At 69.1% G+C, this 15,432-nt stretch carries 16 protein-coding genes and 2 pseudogenes; 6 read left to right on the top strand and 12 right to left on the bottom strand.

The annotated features are described in order from the left end of the window. Window positions 1-34: 34 nt before the first annotated feature. Entirely contained in the window at window positions 35-1,321 is a 1,287-nt protein-coding gene (locus tag NF20_RS08855; RefSeq protein ID WP_224119910.1) for an ROK family protein, read from the bottom strand. A gap of 226 nt (window positions 1,322-1,547) precedes the next feature. On the opposite strand from NF20_RS08855, the gene NF20_RS08850 reads away from it, so the two are divergent. Further along, complete coding sequence (locus tag NF20_RS08850; RefSeq protein ID WP_003879306.1) at window positions 1,548-2,297, top strand: SDR family NAD(P)-dependent oxidoreductase; 750 nt, start codon at window positions 1,548-1,550, stop codon at window positions 2,295-2,297. Here NF20_RS08850 and NF20_RS08845 read toward each other — a convergent pair. Then, window positions 2,281-3,660 (bottom strand): L,D-transpeptidase, encoded by a 1,380-nt coding sequence (locus tag NF20_RS08845; protein ID WP_170924260.1) that lies wholly within the window; start codon window positions 3,658-3,660, stop codon window positions 2,281-2,283. The two genes, NF20_RS08850 and NF20_RS08845, sit on opposite strands and share 17 nt — an antisense overlap. A gap of 33 nt (window positions 3,661-3,693) precedes the next feature. Next, window positions 3,694-4,812 carry a UDP-N-acetylmuramate dehydrogenase gene (locus NF20_RS08840; protein ID WP_033712382.1) on the bottom strand — a complete coding sequence of 373 codons (1,119 nt, stop codon included), beginning with the start codon at window positions 4,810-4,812 and terminating at the stop codon, window positions 3,694-3,696. Between the two features lie 26 nt (window positions 4,813-4,838). Between NF20_RS08840 and NF20_RS08835 the strand changes: the two genes are divergently transcribed. From NF20_RS08835 to NF20_RS08820, 3 genes are all read left to right on the top strand, one after another. Beyond that, window positions 4,839-5,363 carry a DUF2505 domain-containing protein gene (locus tag NF20_RS08835; RefSeq protein ID WP_009979316.1) on the top strand — a complete coding sequence of 175 codons (525 nt, stop codon included), beginning with the start codon at window positions 4,839-4,841 and terminating at the stop codon, window positions 5,361-5,363. A 142-nt stretch (window positions 5,364-5,505) separates the two neighbouring features. Next, entirely contained in the window at window positions 5,506-6,330 is an 825-nt protein-coding gene (locus NF20_RS08825; protein ID WP_033712380.1) for a carbon-nitrogen hydrolase family protein, read from the top strand. Further along, the gene (locus NF20_RS08820) at window positions 6,327-7,385 is read left to right on the top strand and encodes a DUF2993 domain-containing protein (RefSeq protein ID WP_011726184.1); all 1,059 of its coding nucleotides are present in this window, start codon (window positions 6,327-6,329) and stop codon (window positions 7,383-7,385) included. The genes NF20_RS08825 and NF20_RS08820 overlap by 4 nt, the downstream gene beginning before the upstream one ends. A 12-nt stretch (window positions 7,386-7,397) precedes the next feature. Here the strand turns inward: NF20_RS08820 and deoC are convergent, their stop codons facing one another. The 6 genes and pseudogenes from deoC to NF20_RS08790 all read right to left on the bottom strand — a co-directional run bounded on the left by deoC (window position 7,398) and on the right by NF20_RS08790 (window position 11,503). Further along, window positions 7,398-8,069, bottom strand: coding sequence for a deoxyribose-phosphate aldolase (gene deoC / locus NF20_RS08815; protein ID WP_009979318.1), 672 nt, complete (start codon window positions 8,067-8,069; stop codon window positions 7,398-7,400). Then, window positions 8,066-8,491 carry a DUF2599 domain-containing protein gene (locus NF20_RS08810; RefSeq protein ID WP_019732755.1) on the bottom strand — a complete coding sequence of 142 codons (426 nt, stop codon included), beginning with the start codon at window positions 8,489-8,491 and terminating at the stop codon, window positions 8,066-8,068. Before NF20_RS08810 ends, deoC begins: the two co-directional genes overlap by 4 nt. A 4-nt stretch (window positions 8,492-8,495) precedes the next feature. Beyond that, the gene (locus NF20_RS08805) at window positions 8,496-8,783 is read right to left on the bottom strand and encodes a DUF2516 family protein (RefSeq protein WP_003879303.1); all 288 of its coding nucleotides are present in this window, start codon (window positions 8,781-8,783) and stop codon (window positions 8,496-8,498) included. Between the two features lie 88 nt (window positions 8,784-8,871). Continuing rightward, window positions 8,872-9,488, bottom strand: a pseudogene (hbhA, locus tag NF20_RS08800) (heparin-binding hemagglutinin HbhA). Between the two features lie 204 nt (window positions 9,489-9,692). Continuing rightward, window positions 9,693-10,109 (bottom strand): helix-turn-helix domain-containing protein, encoded by a 417-nt coding sequence (locus NF20_RS08795; protein ID WP_003873735.1) that lies wholly within the window; start codon window positions 10,107-10,109, stop codon window positions 9,693-9,695. A gap of 83 nt (window positions 10,110-10,192) precedes the next feature. Next, the gene (locus tag NF20_RS08790) at window positions 10,193-11,503 is read right to left on the bottom strand and encodes a DUF445 domain-containing protein (RefSeq protein ID WP_009979323.1); all 1,311 of its coding nucleotides are present in this window, start codon (window positions 11,501-11,503) and stop codon (window positions 10,193-10,195) included. Between the two features lie 135 nt (window positions 11,504-11,638). Between NF20_RS08790 and NF20_RS08785 the strand changes: the two genes are divergently transcribed. Next, window positions 11,639-12,346, top strand: coding sequence for a TetR/AcrR family transcriptional regulator (locus NF20_RS08785; protein ID WP_010950184.1), 708 nt, complete (start codon window positions 11,639-11,641; stop codon window positions 12,344-12,346). Window positions 12,347-12,481: 135 nt separating this feature from the next. Further along, entirely contained in the window at window positions 12,482-13,348 is an 867-nt protein-coding gene (gene pcaA, locus NF20_RS08780; RefSeq protein ID WP_009979325.1) for a cyclopropane mycolic acid synthase PcaA, read from the top strand. Between the two features lie 18 nt (window positions 13,349-13,366). Here pcaA and NF20_RS27635 read toward each other — a convergent pair. The 3 genes and pseudogenes from NF20_RS27635 to NF20_RS08770 form a co-directional block, all read right to left on the bottom strand. Continuing rightward, window positions 13,367-13,447 (bottom strand): annotated as a pseudogene (locus tag NF20_RS27635) (cyclopropane-fatty-acyl-phospholipid synthase 1); the annotation flags it as partial. A gap of 17 nt (window positions 13,448-13,464) precedes the next feature. Next, window positions 13,465-14,931 (bottom strand): IS1634 family transposase, encoded by a 1,467-nt coding sequence (locus NF20_RS08775; protein ID WP_019733492.1) that lies wholly within the window; start codon window positions 14,929-14,931, stop codon window positions 13,465-13,467. Between the two features lie 245 nt (window positions 14,932-15,176). Beyond that, window positions 15,177-15,432 (bottom strand): class I SAM-dependent methyltransferase (locus NF20_RS08770; RefSeq protein ID WP_033717265.1); only part of this gene is annotated, 256 nt, incomplete at its 5' end.

Below are 15,432 nucleotides of genomic sequence, written 5' to 3'. Positions count from 1 at the left end.
CGGGCCCAAGTGCGCAGCACACGGCGGCGTCGGGTCAGGCCGACGACTCGTCCCGCGCGACCTCGCGCAGCCGGGCGTCCAGCGCCCCGGCCCGCCGCATCGCGCTGAGCGGATCGGCGTACAGCCCGCTCAGCGACACCGTTCCGGCGCCGGCCTCCTGCACCCGGTTGCCGAAGGCGGTGAGCCGGATGTCGCGCGGCCCCAGCACCGAGCGCGCCGCGAACGCCGCCTCCACCTGCTCCATCGCCTCGGGGTACTCGGTGAAGGCCTGCCCGCCGACCACCAGCTCGTCGGGGTTGAGCATGTCGCGCAGCAGCGCCACCGCCTCGCCCAGCACGCGGCCCCGCTCCGCGAGCAGCTCCCTGGCCTGCTTATTGCCGGCCCGGGCCACCCGCAGCAGGTCGGCGATCCCGGCGGCGGATCCGCTGGCCCGGTTCGCCGGGGCGAACGGCAGGATGCGCAGCTGGCGGGCGACGGCCACCACGGCCTCGTCGCTGACGGTCGATTCCAGCTGCCCGGTGCCGCCGAGCAGCTCGGAGTGCGCCGGCAGGGTCGCGATGGTGCCCGGGCCGCTGGTCGGCACGTGCACCCGCCCGCCGATCACCAGCGCATAGCCGACGGTCTCGCGGGCGTACACGTACAGGCTGGTCGGCGAGCTGGGCAGGAACCGGCGCATGCCCAGCAGCAGCTCGGCCCCGGCCATGGCGTCCACGTGGGAGGCCACCGACACGGGCAGGCCCAGCGCGTCGGCCAGCACCTGGCCGACCGGCGCCTGCCGCCAGCCCAGCCGCGGGTGGTCCACCTGGCCGGTGGCGCTGTCGACGGTGCCGCCGATCGCGACGCCGATCCACAGCGGCCGCCGGCGGTGCCAGCGTCGCAGGTAGCGGCGGGCGCTGTCGGCCAGGGACGCCAGCGCGGGCCCGGCCGGGTTGCGCGGCGTGGGCGTCTCGACCGTGTCCAGGGTGCGGCCGAACAGGTCGGTGGCCACGATGCTGGTGGTCCGCGCGCCGATGTGGATGCCCAGCGTCACGAACGGCTCGTGGTTGACCTCCACCGGCACCCGCGGGCGCCCGATGGCGCCGGAGACCGCCAGGTCGGCGCGCTCGCGCAGCAGGCCGGCCTCCAGCAGCGCGATGACCTGACGGTTGACCGTGGCGATGCTCAGCGAGGTGACGTTGGCGATGACGTCACGGCCGACGGGCCCGCGCAGCCGGACGGCCCGGAAGACGGAGGCCGCCGCGGATTCGGGGATGTGCAGTGCCGGCGGCACGATCTGCCGGCGCACCGCGCGGTGGGGCTTGGGGCCGGGCGCGTGGCCCACGGCGCGACCGGGCGAATGATGGGGATGGGTGAGGGTATTCGTGCGCACGAGCGTCCTTTGTCCGAATTTTGCTGGCCGTCTTGGCCACACCTGGCATGGGGTCAGGAGCGGCAAAGTGCGCAGCAACAACACGCACCCGCCGCGCACAGACACGCGGCGGTGGTGATGTTGGACAGAGCGCTGAGGTGCACACGCAAAATTTAGCACGTTCACTAAGGTTGTTTCGATGGTTGGAACTGGCAGGAATGAACGCGTCGCGGTGGTCACCGGGGCCAGCTCGGGAATCGGCGAGGCAACCGCCCGAACCCTGGCTGCACAGGGCTTTCACGTCGTCGCGGTGGCGCGGCGGGCCGAGCGGATCCACGCCCTGGCCAACGAGATCGGCGGTACCGCCATTGTGGCCGATGTCACAGACGACGCCGCGGTGGCGGCGCTGGCGAGCAAATTGAGCCGGGTCGACGTGCTGGTCAACAACGCCGGCGGGGCCCGCGGCCTGGAACCGGTCGCCGAGGCCGACCTCGAGCACTGGCGGTGGATGTGGGAGACCAACGTGATCGGCACGCTGCGGGTCACCCGCGCGCTGCTGCCCAAGCTGGTCGATTCCGGCGACGGACTGATCGTCACCGTGACTTCCGTTGCGGCACTTGAGGTTTACGACGGCGGCGCCGGCTACACGGCTGCCAAGCACGGGCAGGGGGCGTTGCACCGCACGCTGCGCGGCGAGCTGCTGGGCAAGCCGGTGCGGCTGACCGAGATCGCCCCGGGCGCAGTGGAAACCGAGTTCTCGCTGGTGCGCTTCGACGGCGACCAACAACGCGCCGACGCCGTCTACACCGGCATCACCCCGCTGGTGGCGGCCGACGTGGCCGAGGTGATCGGGTTCGTCGCGTCACGACCGGCGCACGTCAACCTGGATCTGATCGTGATGAAGCCGCGCGATCAGGCGTCGGCCAGCCGGTTCAACCGCCGGGGGTAGCCGGGCCGGTGCTGGCCGGCGTGGTCGTCGACGTGGTCGGCGTGCCCGACAGGGTGGGCGCGTTGGACGGCGTGACCGGCGCGGTCACCGGGATCTGGGTCGACGGCGGGTGCGCGGTGGGCGGCGGCAACGCCGACATGGCCACCCAGGTGTCCCAGTCCACCGCCCAGTCCCAGATGTCGCCGTCGGCGTAGGACAGCTGGATGGAACTGCCGGTCACCTCCACCGGGTCGCCGTAGATCGCCGACTGGTAGTACTGCTCGGCGTCGCTGGTGGACAGGTTGATGCAGCCGTTGGTGACGTTGGTGTTGCCCTGCGCGCCGGCGCTGGCCGGGTTGGCGTGGATGAACTCGCCGTTGTTGGAGATCCGCACCGCCCAGCGTTCGTGCACGTGGCTGTAGCCGGCCGCCGGGTTGGACATGTAGAAGTCGGCGTACTTCTCGCTGACCACGTGGATGCCGTTGCGGGTGACGTTGCGGGCCTTGTCGGCCTCGCCGTAGCTGCACGGGAAGTCCATGATGACGCCCTCGTCGCGGATCACCTGGATGCGGTGCGAGGACACCTCGGCCTTGACGATCTGGCGCCGGCCGATGTTGATGTTCAGCGAGATGTCCTCGGCGCCGTAGGCGCCGTCGCCGAACGGCAGGCCGTACAGCTTGGCCTGCACGTTGACGGTGGTGCCGGCGGGGTAGTACTCGCGGGTGCGCCAGTGCGCCCGGGCGCCCTGAGCCTCGTCCGGCAGCCAGGCCCAGCTGCCCTCCACGGGCGGGTTGGTGGTGACGGTGAGCGCCTTTTCGACCGCGGCCTTGTCGCTGATCGGCGCGTCGAACTGCAGGATGATCGGCGCCGCGATCCCGACGGTCTGGCCGTCGGCCAGCTGGAACGCCCCGCTGATCTTCTTGCTGGGCGACACGGTGCTGAACTTGCCCGCCACGGCGACGGTCTTGCCGTCGTGCCCGACGGCCGAGCCGCTCCACGTGTAGGTCTGGTCGTAGCCGAGCGGCTCGGTGGTGGTGTAGACGGTGCGGTCGGAGTTGAAGGTGCCCGCGACGGCCTTGCCGGACGAGTTCGACAGCGTGACGTGCTGGAACCACCCGTCGCTCACCTCGACGCTGACCGGCGCGGTGGGCACCACGTTCTGGGCCGCGTCGGCGGGCTGGTACTTCAGCCGCAGCGCCGGCTGCTCCTTCTTCTCGGCCTCCTTGGCGGTGCCACCACCGCAGGCGGCCAGCACGCCGGGGGCCAGCGCACCGATCCCGAGGGTCGCCAAAGCCACGCGCCGGTTGAACGGCCGCGGGGCGCTGGACGGGGTCACGAAAATCAAAGATACCGGGGAAAATCGGGCAACCCTGCCGCGACAAATCGGGCGCCGGGCGCGCGTCGGCAAATTTTGCCGCTACAGCCTGCAACCGAGCAGGACGGGCTCGGGCACCAGTGTGATGCCAAACACAGACCGCACCCCGTCCCGGATGGTCCGGGCCAGGGCGATCACGTCGTCGCTGCGGGCCGTGCCGCGGTTGGTCAGCGCCAACGCGTGCTTGGTGGACAGCCGGCAGGGCGCTTCCGGGCCGCCCGGGTCCGGGACCGGATAGCCCTTGCCGAAACCCGCCCGCTCCACCAGCCAGCCGGCGGCCAGCTTGACCCCGCCCGGGGCCGGATAGTGCGGCACCGGCCCGTCGACGGACCCGGCCAGCCGCTCGTAGACGTCGGGGGCCACCACCGGGTTGGTGAAGAACGACCCCACGCTCCAGGTGTCGTGGTCGGCGGCGTCGAGCACCATGCCCTTGCGCGCCCGCAGCGCCAGCACCGCCTCGCGGACCGCGCGCGGGTCGGCGCGCTCGCCGACGGGCACCTCCAACTCGGCGGCCAGCTCGCCGTAGCGCACCGGCGCGCTGCGCCCCGACGCATCGAGCGCGAACTCGACTTCCAGTACCACGGAAGGGATTTCGAGCCCGTCGTCGGCGCGCCGTTTGAACACGCTGGTGCGGTAACCGAATTCCAGCTCGGTGCCGGGCACCCAGCGCACCTGCCCGCTGCCGCGGTCCAGCACCCTGACCCGGGTGAGGGTGTCGGAGACCTCGGCGCCGTACGCCCCGACGTTTTGGATCGGGGTGGCCCCGGCCGAGCCGGGGATGCCGGACAGGCATTCCAGCCCGCCCAGGCCGTGCTCGATGGCGGTGAGCACGACGTCGTCCCACACCGCCCCCGCCTGGGCGCGCACCAGATTGCCCTCGACGGTGATTCCGTCGTTGGCCAGCCGCACCGCGGTCAGGTCACTCAGCGCGTCGGAGATCACCAGGTTCGAGCCGCCGGCGAACACCAGCACCGGATCACGTTGTCCGGCAAGCCTTTCGGTGTCCAGCCGGCGCAGCGTGGCGATCACCTGTTCGCTGCTGGTACAGGTGATCAGCCGGCGCGCGGTGGGTCCGACCCGCAGCGTGGTCAGCGGCGCCAGCGGCGCCGCGTCGGCCACTGACGCGCCGGCGAACGCCGCACCGGCACCGCTGGATTTCATGGCCCGTAACGGTAGCCTGACCTGCTATGCCGCGCTCATTCGACTTGTCGGCCCACTACGACGGCAGCGTTGACGAGGTGCACCGGGCCTTCACCGATGCCGATTACTGGCGGGCCAGGCTGGCCAGCTCCGGCGTCGACGTGGCGACACTGGAGTCGATGCGCGTCGGCGGGGCGTCCGGTGACGAGGACGTCGTGGAGGTCGTCACGCTGCAGGTGATCCGCAGCGACAAACTGCCGGGCATGGTCACCCAGTTGCACAGCGGCGATCTGTGTATCCGCCGCGAGGAGACGTGGGGGCCGGTGACGGGCGGCACCGCCACCGGGTCGGTCGTCGGCTCGATCGTGGACGCCCCGGTGAATCTGGCCGGCGACGCCGTGCTGGAGCCCGCCGAGGACACCGGCGGCGCCCGGTTGACCTTCCGGGCCACGGTCCAGGTGCGGGTGCCGATCATCGGCGGCAAGCTGGAGAACTTCATCGGCGCGCGCCTGGCCGAGCTGATTGCCGCCGAGCAGCGCTTCACCACCGAGTGGATCGCCCAAACCGCCTGAGCTCGCGCCTAAGCGGGATCGCCCGACTCCTCCTCGCGCCGCCGCGGCGGCGCGCATCGTCGCCGGGCCTAAGCTGGATCGCCCGACTCCTCCTCGCGCCGCCGCGGCGGCGCGCATCGTCGCCGGGCCTAAGCTGGCGCTCATGCGAATCGCGCTGGCGCAGATCCTCAGCGGCACCGACCCCGCGGCGAACCTGGCGCTGGTCGGCGAATACACCCACCGGGCCGCCGGGGCGGGCGCGCGGCTGGTGGTATTCCCCGAGGCCACCATGTGCCGGTTCGGTGTGCCGCTGGCGCCGATCGCCGAGCCGGTCGACGGCCCCTGGGCCGACGGGGTGCGCCGCATCGCGACCGAGGCGAACGTCACTGTCATCGCCGGCATGTTCACCCCGTCCGGCGACGGCCGCGTGAAAAACACACTGCTCGTGGCCAATTCGGACGACCAGGCGGTCACCCATTACGACAAGATCCACCTCTACGACGCATTCGGCTTCACCGAATCGCGCACCGTCGCGCCGGGCCGCGAGCCGGTGGTGGTCGGCGTCGACGGGGTGCGGGTCGGGTTGAGCGTCTGCTACGACATCCGGTTCCCCGAGCTCTACACCGAGCTGGCCCGCCGCGGCGCCCAGCTGATCGCGGTCTGCGCGTCCTGGGGCGCGGGGCCCGGCAAACTCGACCAGTGGACCCTGCTGGCCCGCGCCCGCGCGCTGGACTCGATGAGCTACATCGCCGCGGCCGGTCAGGCCGACCCCGGCGGCAGCCTGTCCGCGTCGGGGGCGCCGACCGGGGTGGGCGGCAGTCTGGTCGCCTCACCGCTGGGTGAGGTGGTCGCGTCGGCCGGCGCGCAGCCGCAGCTGGTGCTGGCCGACATCGACGTCGACCGGGTCGCGCAGGCCCGCAAGACTATCGCGGCGCTCAGCAACCGCTCGGACTTTGCTCAGGTTGGTAGGGCAGAATCGGTCGGGTGACGAACCCACAAGGACCCCCGAAGCAGGACCCGTCGACGTGGGGCCGTCCCGCCAACCAGGGACCCTACGGCCAGCCTCCGACGGAACGGCCGACCGAGCGGATCAACACCGGCGGCCCAGGTCAGGCGCCCGGTCAGGTGCCGCCACCGCCGCCGGCGCCCGCTCCCCCGCCCCCCGGCCAGACCGAGCGATTCGGCACGCCGCGGCCCCAGATGCAGCAGCCCGGCTACCCGCCGCCGCCCACCCCGCCCGCCGGGCCCACCGAGCGGCTGGCCACCGCGCCGAACCCCGACAACGGGCCGGCGAAAAAGAAGCGCCGGTTCCTGCGTGACCCGGTCTCGGTGCTGTTGATCTTCATCATCGTGTTCGCCCTGATCATCGCCGGGTTCATCGGGGCGGAGCTGTACGTGCGGCACGTCGCCGACACCAAGGTCGCCCAGGCGGTGGCCTGCGAGGTCAAGGACCAGGCCACCGCGTCCTTCGGCGTGACACCGCTGATGCTGTGGCAGCAGGCGACCAAGCACTACACCAACATCTCGGTGCAGACCGCCGGCAACAACATCCGCGACGCCAAGGGCATGAAGCTCTCGATCAATATCAATGACGTCCGGCTCAAGGACAACGGCAACTCGAAGGGCACCATCGGCGCATTGGACGCCACTATCGACTGGACCACCGACGGCATCAAGCAGTCGGTGCAGAACGCCATCCCGGTGCTGGGCCCGTTCGTCACCAACACGGTGACCACCCATCCCGCCGACGGCACCATCGAGCTGAAGGGCATGTTGGACAACATCACCGCCAAGCCGGTGATCTCGGGCACCGGGTTGCAACTGCAGATCGTCAGCTTCAACGCGCTGGGCTTCACCATGCCCAAGGAGTCGGTGCAGTCGACGCTGGACGACTTCACCTCGAACCTGACGAAGAACTACCCGCTGGGCATTCACGCGGACAGCGTGCAGGTCACCGACAAGGGTGTGACCAGCCACTTCTCCACCCGCAACGCCGCCATCCCGACCGGCAACAACAACGACCCCTGCTTCGCCAACCTCTGACGCCGTCGGTCCTCAGCCCAGCCCGTCGAGCACGGCCCGGGTGCCCGACAATCCCAGCCGGGTGGCGCCGGCATCCAGCATCGCCAGCGCGTCGGCGGCGGTGCGGATGCCGCCGCTGGCCTTCACCCCCAGCCGGCCCCCGACGGCCTCGGCCATCAGGGCGACCGCCCGCACGGATGCGCCGCCGGTCGGGTGGAATCCGGTCGACGTCTTGACGAAGTCGGCGCCGGCGTCCTCGGCGGCGCGGCACACCCGGACCAGGGTGTGCTCGTCGGCCAGCGCCAGCAGCGCTGACGACTCCACGATCACCTTGAGCACGGCGCCGCCGACGGCGCCGCGCACCGCCGCGATGTCGGCGCGCACCCCGTCGAGGTCACCGGCCAGCGCCGCGCCGACGTCGATGACCATGTCGATCTCGGCGGCACCGGAGGCCACCGCCAGCGCGGCCTCGTGGGCCTTGACGGCCGGCACATGCTTGCCCGACGGGAATCCCGCCACGCTGGCCACCCGCACGCCGGCACCGGCCTGCACGGCGACGGGAACCATCGGCGGCGAGACGCACACCGCGTAGACGCCCAGCTCGGCCGCCTCGGTGACCAGGGCGGCGACGTCGGCGGCGGTGGCTTCGGGCTTGAGCAGGGTGTGGTCGACGAATGCCGCCAGCTGGGCGCGGGTGGGGGTCATCCGAAGGATTCTTCCGGACCGCCGGGATTGCAGCCGGAGGCGACCATCTCCGCGTCGTCGACGACGGGGCGCCACGGCTCCAGGTTCCAGCTGACCTTGCCGGGCCGGCCCAGCTCGGCGAACTGCCAGTGGCACAGGAACTGCGCGCGCATCCCGGCGGTGTCGGCGTCCGGGGCCAGGGCGAGCACCTCGGCCCAGGCCTCGTCGGCCATCGCCATCGACCCGGGCGTCTTGGCGGCGGTGGGCCCGGCGGGCGTCGGGAAGACCCGCAGGCTGCTTCGGCCCTGCCATTGCGCCCAGTCGGTGTGGTCGATGAACGGCGGGTCGGCCGTCCCGGCGGCGGGGTCCGGCGCGGCGGCGGGCGCTATCGGCCAGCACAGCGCCAGCAGCAGCGCGGCCGGCGCGGCCAGCGGGACCCGCATGCCGCTAGCGCGACTTGCCCTGTATTTCCAGGAGTTTGGGCCGCACATCGACCAGATACACCCCGGCCGCACAGGCGGCGATCGCCATGCCCAGCACGCCGAACACGTAGCCCAGCACCGACGTCAAAGCCACCGCCCCGCCCAGGATCAGCAACCACACCGGCTTGGTCAGCTTGTCGGCGGCGGTATAGGCGTCGGGGCGCTGCAGCGCGGCATGCACGAAGGCGTAGATCGCCGTGACCAGGACGGCGATCTGCAAGACCAGCATGACGGTACCCACGAGGTGGTTCACGCCTCAAGCGTAGGCGGGCGGCGTCCAAAACGTCGACTCCGAGTCACCCGAAGGCAACTCGGAGTCGAGCGTCGTGGGAACTGCGGTGCTACTTCTGGGTGACCTTCTTGGCCGCGGCCTTCTTGGCCGGCGCCTTCTTGGCGGGGGCCTTCTTGGCCGGCGCCTTCTTGGCGGGGCCTTGGCGATGGCCTTCTGGGTCTTCTTGCCGGCGGCCTCGGCCTTGCCCGGCAGCTCGATGCCCACCAGCTTGGCGGCGCGCTCACCGACCGCGCGGGTCTGCGACGCGACGGTGCCCAGCGCCTCCTGGGTCAGCTCGACGGCCTGGTCCACGTAGCCCTCGGCGCGCGCGGAGGCGTCCTCGAAGGCGGTCTGGCTGCGCAGCCGCTGCAGGGCCGCCTCGCCGCGCTCGACCAGCTCGTTGTACCGGTTGGTCGCCGCCTCCAGGTAGCCCTCGGCCGCCTTGCGCAGCTCCTCGGTGGTGAACTTGTCGCGCAGCTCGGTGAACTGCTCGGGCAGGTCCTCCTGGAACTTGGTCAGCCGGGCGCGGCGCTCCTCGACCCGGGTGCGGGTCTCGGCGCGGGTCTCCTCGGCCCGCTCGCGCAGGTTGGCGATCAGGTCGTTGACCGTGGCCAGGGCCAGGTCGGCCGCGCCCAGGGCCGCGAGCAGCGGGGCTCGCAAGTCGTCGATGTTCGGGTTTTCCGCCATGGTTGTTCCTTTCATGGTTTCTGCTCTGTGTGTTTGTCAGGTGTCTGGTCGGGAAATTAGGTGCAAACGTCTCCTTCGCAACTGGGGCCGCGCGGAGCGTCGGTCGTTCGTCATGCAGTTGGGCTGGAACCGCCAGATCCCTACTGTGGGGTAACCCCCGCGGCCGGTCGTCTATACATCACTGACCCGCCGGCGACGGACTGATCACTCGCTGTCGGGCTGGGTCGGACACTCCTCATGGGTGGCTTCGTTTTGCTGGGTGAACGATGCGTAGATGTCGAGCAGGATCTGCTTTTGGCGCTCGGTGATCGCGGTGTCGGTGACGATCGCGTCCCGCACCTGACTTTTGTCGCTGGGCTCGAGGATCCCGGCGCGCACATAGAGAACCTCGGCGGAAACCCGGAGGGCCTTCGCGATCTGGTTCAGGACGTCGGCCGATGGCTTGCGCAGTCCACGCTCCACCTGGCTGAGATAGGGATTGCTGACCCCGGACTTCTCGGCGAGTTGCCGCACCGACACCTGCGCGAGTTCACGCTGGCTGCGGATGAAGCTGCCGATGTCGGAGGCCATGTCGGAGGCAGCGTTGGACACCTTGGCGGAGAGCTTCTCCTCGGGTGCCACGGCGTGCTCCTGGTCGGACGGTCGGTCTGGACGGCCCTCAGACTACTACAAGTGCTTGCTATTGCAAGCACTTGTTAGCACTGCTAGAAAAGCAGCTGCGCGACGGCGTAGATGACCAGACCGGCCAGCGAGCCGACCACCGTTCCGTTGATCCGGATGAACTGCAGGTCACGGCCGACGTGCAGCTCGATGCGCCGGCTGGCCTCTTCGGCGTCCCAGCGCTCGATGGTGTCGGTGATGATCGCTGTGATTTCCACCCCATACTGCGAGACCAGGTGCTGGGCGGCCCGAACCAGCCAGTTGTCGACCTTGTCGCGCAGGTCGGCGTCGTCGCGCAACGACTCCCCGATGCGCACCACGGTGTCGGCGATGCGGCTGCGCAGCGCGCTGGACGGGTCGTCCACACCCTCGAGCACCAGCCGTTTCAGCGTCTTCCAGGCCGTCGCGGCGGCATTGGCGATCTCGTCGCGCGCCATCAGCTGCTCCTTGATGGCGTCGGCGCGGGCGATGGTGTCCGGGTCGTGCTGCAGGTCGTCGGCGAATTCGAACAGGAAGCGGGTCGCCGACCGGCGCAGTTCGTGGTCGGGGTTGCGGCGCACCTTGTCGGTGAAGTCCATCAGCTCGCGGTGGATGCGATCGCCTACAAGGTGGTCGATGAAGCGCGGCGACCAGGTCGGCGAGTCGCGCTCGACCACCCGCTGGATGACCTCGCCGGCGTTCAGCGACCACTGGAAGGCGCGGTCGGCCAGCAGCTGGATCAGCGCCTCCTGCCGATTCTCGGCCAGCAGCGTCGCCAGCACCCGGCCCACCGGCGGACCCCACTGCGGTTCGGCGATGCGGCGCACGATCATCCGGTCGATCACCTGCTGGACGTCCTCGTCGCGCAGCAGCTCCACCAGCACCCGCAGCACCGTGGCCGTCTCGCCGGCCACCCGTTCGGCGTGCGCAGCTTCCGAAAGCCACTTACCCAGCCGGCCGGAGACCTGCGCGTCGCGCAGCTTGGTCTCCACCACCTCCGGCGACAGGAAGTTCTCCCGCACGAAGGTGCCCAGGCCCTCCCCCAGCTGGTCCTTCTTGCGCTTGATGATGGCGGTGTGCGGGATCGGGATGCCCAGCGGATGGCGGAACAGCGCCGTCACCGCGAACCAGTCCGCCAGCGCGCCCACCATCCCGGCCTCCGCGGCCGCGCCGACATAGCCGACCCAGGCGCCCACGCCGGGCTGCGCCTGCGCCCATCGGCAGGCCAGAAACAGGCCGGTGGCACCGATCAGGAAACTCAGTGCCACCGCCTTCATCCGGCGCAGCGCCACCCGCCGCTGCGCGTCGGCCTGCGGATCGGCGCCGGCGAAGGATTCGGCGAACGAGGTGCGGCCCGAGGCTCTGTGTGCCACCACTCCATCATCTATCTTTCCCGCCGATTGGTGTGACGACACCGCGCGCGACGGTCGTCCACGCCCGGGCCAAGACCGCGAACCGGCCGGTCCACGCCGTAGTATCGAGGGCGTCTAGGGAATGGGATTTCGGCGATAGTGGCAGAGCAAATCACGGCTGCGAGCGTCAAAATGGACGGGCGCAAGCGGCGCTGGCATCAGCACAAAGTGGACCGTCGCAACGAACTGGTCGACGGCACGATCGACGCGATTCGCCGGCTCGGCGGCGCGCTGAGCATGGACGAGATCGCCGCCGAGATCGGGGTCTCCAAGACGGTGCTCTACCGCTACTTCGTGGACAAGAACGACCTCACGACCGCCGTGATGATGCGGTTCACCCAGACCACGCTGATTCCCAACATGGCCGCCGCGCTCACCTCCGGCCTGGACGGCTTCGACCTGACCCGCGAGGTCATCCGGGTCTACGTGGAGACCGTGGCCAACGAACCCGAGCCGTACCGGTTCGTGATGTCCAACAGCTCGGCCAGCAAGAGCAAGGTCATCGCCGACTCCGAGCGCATCATCGCGCGCATGCTCGCGGTCCTGATGCGCCGGCGCATGCAGCACGCCGGAATGGACACCGGCGGCGTGGAACCGTGGGCGTACCTGATCGTCGGCGGTGTGCAACTGGCCACCCACTCCTGGATGTCGTACCCGCGGATGAGCCGAGACGAGCTGATCGACTACCTGACGATGCTGAGCTGGAACGCGCTCAAGGGGATCGTGGAAGTCGGCGGGTCGCTGGAGAAGTTCCGCGAAGAGCCGCACCCGTCGCCCATCGTGCCGCCGCGGGAAGCGGCGCTCTGAGGCCCCGGCACCGGCCCGGGCAGGGCGACTTCACCCGCCCCAGCGACTACCATGCAGGACAGCGTTGGGGGACGAAGCGGGGTGGTTGCGTGGCTGCCCACCCCCGCCATCTCATATAGAAAGGCTCGTGTCGACATGTCCGTGCAGCTCACGCCGCATTTTGGAAACGTGCAGGCCCACTACGACTTGTCCGACGACTTCTTCCGCCTGTTCCTGGACCCCACTCAGACCTACAGCTGCGCGTACTTCGAGCGCGACGACATGACCCTGGAAGAGGCCCAGATCGCCAAGATCGACCTGGCGCTGGGCAAGTTGAAGCTCGAGCCGGGAATGACGTTGCTGGACATCGGGTGTGGCTGGGGCGCCACCATGCGGCGGGCCATCGAGAAGTATGACGTCAACGTGGTGGGCCTGACGCTGTCGGAGAACCAGGCCGAGCACGTGCAGAAGACCTTCGACGCGATGGACACCCCGCGCACCCGGCGGGTGCTGCTGGAGGGCTGGGAGAAGTTCCACGAGCCCGTGGACCGCATCGTCTCGATCGGCGCGTTCGAGCACTTCGGCCGGCAACGCTACGGCCGCTTCTTCAGGATGGCCTACGACGTGCTGCCGCCCGGCGGAATCATGTTGCTGCACACCATCGTTCGGCCCTCCTTCAAGGACGCCCGGGCCAAGGGCATGAAACTGACCCACGAGATCGTCGAGTTCTCCCGGTTCATCCTGGCCGAGATCTTCCCCGGCGGCTGGCTGCCCACACCGCAGACCGTCGGCGAATACGGCGTGACGGCGGGCTTCGACCTGACCCGGGTGCAGTCGCTGCAGCTGCACTACGCCCGGACGCTGGACCTGTGGGCGCAGGCGCTCGAGGCCAATCGCGAGCAGGCCATCGCCATCCAGTCCCAAGAGGTCTACGACCGGTACATGAAGTATTTGACCGGCTGCGCCAAGCTGTTCCGGGAGGGCTACACCGACGTCAACCAGTTCACCATGGAGAAGAAGTAGCGGTCCTGCCCGACCCGCCTACTTGACCAGCGTGAATTGCCCCACGTTGCTGATGCCCTTGCGGAAGAAGTTCTCGCACCCGGTCAGGTAGTGCATGTAGCCCGACTTTTATCAGGCTAGTGCGCACGTAGGCTGTGGATGTTTGCGAGGATTTCGGCGAGGTCGGGTGGTGGCGGTTCAGCAGCGGTCAGGGTGTGCTTGCCGGCTTGGATAGTGACGGTACGGTAGCGGCGTGCGGTGCGAACGAATTTCTTAATGCTCCAACCGGTTTGGTGCTCGATCCAGTGCGATACCGCCATCGCGGCGAAGACAACGCTGAGGTGGGCTTCGATGGAGTCGCGGGTGCGGTGATAGATCGGGCGGGCTTGCAGGTCGTGCTTGGACATCCGGAACGCCTTTTCAATGCGCCACAACTGGTGATACGCCTCGATGACGAAAGTGGCCGGTTGGCTCACCAGGTTGGTGGTGTATCCCTTCCACCCGGCCAACGCCCGGGCCTTGGCCTCCAGTGTGCGATTCACGCTCTTGGTAGCCCCGGTGAGCTGGATGTAGCGGTTACGTTTGACCGGGGCATGCCCGTCAACAGCACGTTCGGCCTTGGCCACCTGCTCATCGATCCCCCGCAGCGTGCGCCGGGCCCGGTCATGGCGGTACTGGTAGTGGATGATCCGGTCCGGGATGCCGCGGGTTTTCTCGCCGCTGGTTGATGGCCAGGGCTGGGTGAGCACCAGGCCGTCGGGGATCGCCTCATCGGAGTGCTTGTCGCGCCACTCGCGCACCACATCAGGTAAAAACGGAATCCTCGCGCCGAGAATGTAGGACAGCCCTGCCGCGTGCAGGGCGACCTGGTTGGCTTCCGAGATCATCCCGGCATCAGCGACGACCGTGACGTCGGTGAGTTGGTGAGCGGCCTTGAACGCGTTGATCACCGGCAGCATGGTCGCGGTCTCTGCCTTATTGCCCTCAAAGGCCGCCACCGTCAACGGGAACCCGCCAGCATCGGTCAACAACCCCAGGGTGATCTGCGGGTCCAACCGTCTTTCCTTGGAGAATCCGGGCTCCCGGAACCCATCACCAGCATCGGTCTCGAAGTGCAGCGTCGACACGTCATAGAGCACCAGACTGGCCGGACCCAATTGCGCGTGGGCAGCGCATGCGGTCGAAAGCGCTTGCCGGAAAGCGGGTTTGGCGAACACCGGCAGACGGCGGTTCAGCGTCGGATACGACACCGGGACGACCCCAGTCTCCTCGACGACCCGAAGTGAATCGGCCTTGCTGGTCGGTTCGATGATCCGGGCCAACACCAACTGACGAAACGCCTCATCCCCATCGGCGACGTTGGCGAACCCGACCTTGTCATAAGCAGCGCACAATGCTTCCCACAGCAGCGCCGACTTCGAGGACGTGATCGGCAACGGCTCGGCCGCCGAACGTTCGGCCAAGCCAAGGTCGAGTTGCGCTTGGCCGGCGGCCAGTCGCTGCGCCGCGGCAGCCTTCAAAGCGGCCACCCCGGCCTCGTCATGCGCCGAACCCAGATGCTCGATCCGGCGTGACCCGCGCCGCGAGGACCACACGACCTGCACAGCCATCGCCCCCGAGGATGTCTTCACCGTGCGCACATAGGCCACGCAGGCACCCTACGGCCCACCGGCTAGTGCACAAATCCGCACCAGGCCACAACCGAAGACACAGGTCACAGCCCTACACAACCGCCGGATCGCCGACAGTGATAAAAGTCAGGACCGGCTGCGCCAAGCTGTTCCGGGAGGGCTACACCGACGTCAACCAGTTCACCATGGAGAAGAAGTAGCGGTCCTGCCCGACCCGCCTACTTGACCAGCGTGAATTGCCCCACGTTGCTGATGCCCTTGCGGAAGAAGTTCTCGCACCCGGTCAGGTAGTGCATGTAGCGGTCGTAGACCGCTTGCGACTGGATGGCGATGGCCTTGTCCTTGTTGGCCTCCAGGTTCGCCGCCCAGATGTTGAGGGTCCGCGCGTAGTGCTCGCGCAGCAGCTGCACCCGCTCCACCGAAAAGCCCGCCGCCTCACCGAATTTGAAAATGTCCTCCTGCGCCGGCAACTGG

This window comes from Mycobacterium sp. MAC_080597_8934 (assembly GCF_000523975.1).
Lineage (GTDB): Bacteria > Actinomycetota > Actinomycetes > Mycobacteriales > Mycobacteriaceae > Mycobacterium > Mycobacterium avium.
The sequence above is the reverse complement of the archived record's forward strand: the minus strand, read 5'-3'. Positions and strand labels throughout refer to the sequence as shown.

Coding starts and splice junctions, on each gene's coding strand:
- NF20_RS08850 (WP_003879306.1), top strand. CDS start 1,548: ATGGTTGGAACTGGCAGGAATGAACGCGTCGCGGTGGTCACCGGGGCC.
- NF20_RS08840 (WP_033712382.1), bottom strand. CDS start 4,812: ATGAAATCCAGCGGTGCCGGTGCGGCGTTCGCCGGCGCGTCAGTGGCC.
- NF20_RS08835 (WP_009979316.1), top strand. CDS start 4,839: ATGCCGCGCTCATTCGACTTGTCGGCCCACTACGACGGCAGCGTTGAC.
- NF20_RS08825 (WP_033712380.1), top strand. CDS start 5,506: ATGCGAATCGCGCTGGCGCAGATCCTCAGCGGCACCGACCCCGCGGCG.
- deoC (WP_009979318.1), bottom strand. CDS start 8,069: ATGACCCCCACCCGCGCCCAGCTGGCGGCATTCGTCGACCACACCCTG.
- NF20_RS08810 (WP_019732755.1), bottom strand. CDS start 8,491: ATGCGGGTCCCGCTGGCCGCGCCGGCCGCGCTGCTGCTGGCGCTGTGC.
- pcaA (WP_009979325.1), top strand. CDS start 12,482: ATGTCCGTGCAGCTCACGCCGCATTTTGGAAACGTGCAGGCCCACTAC.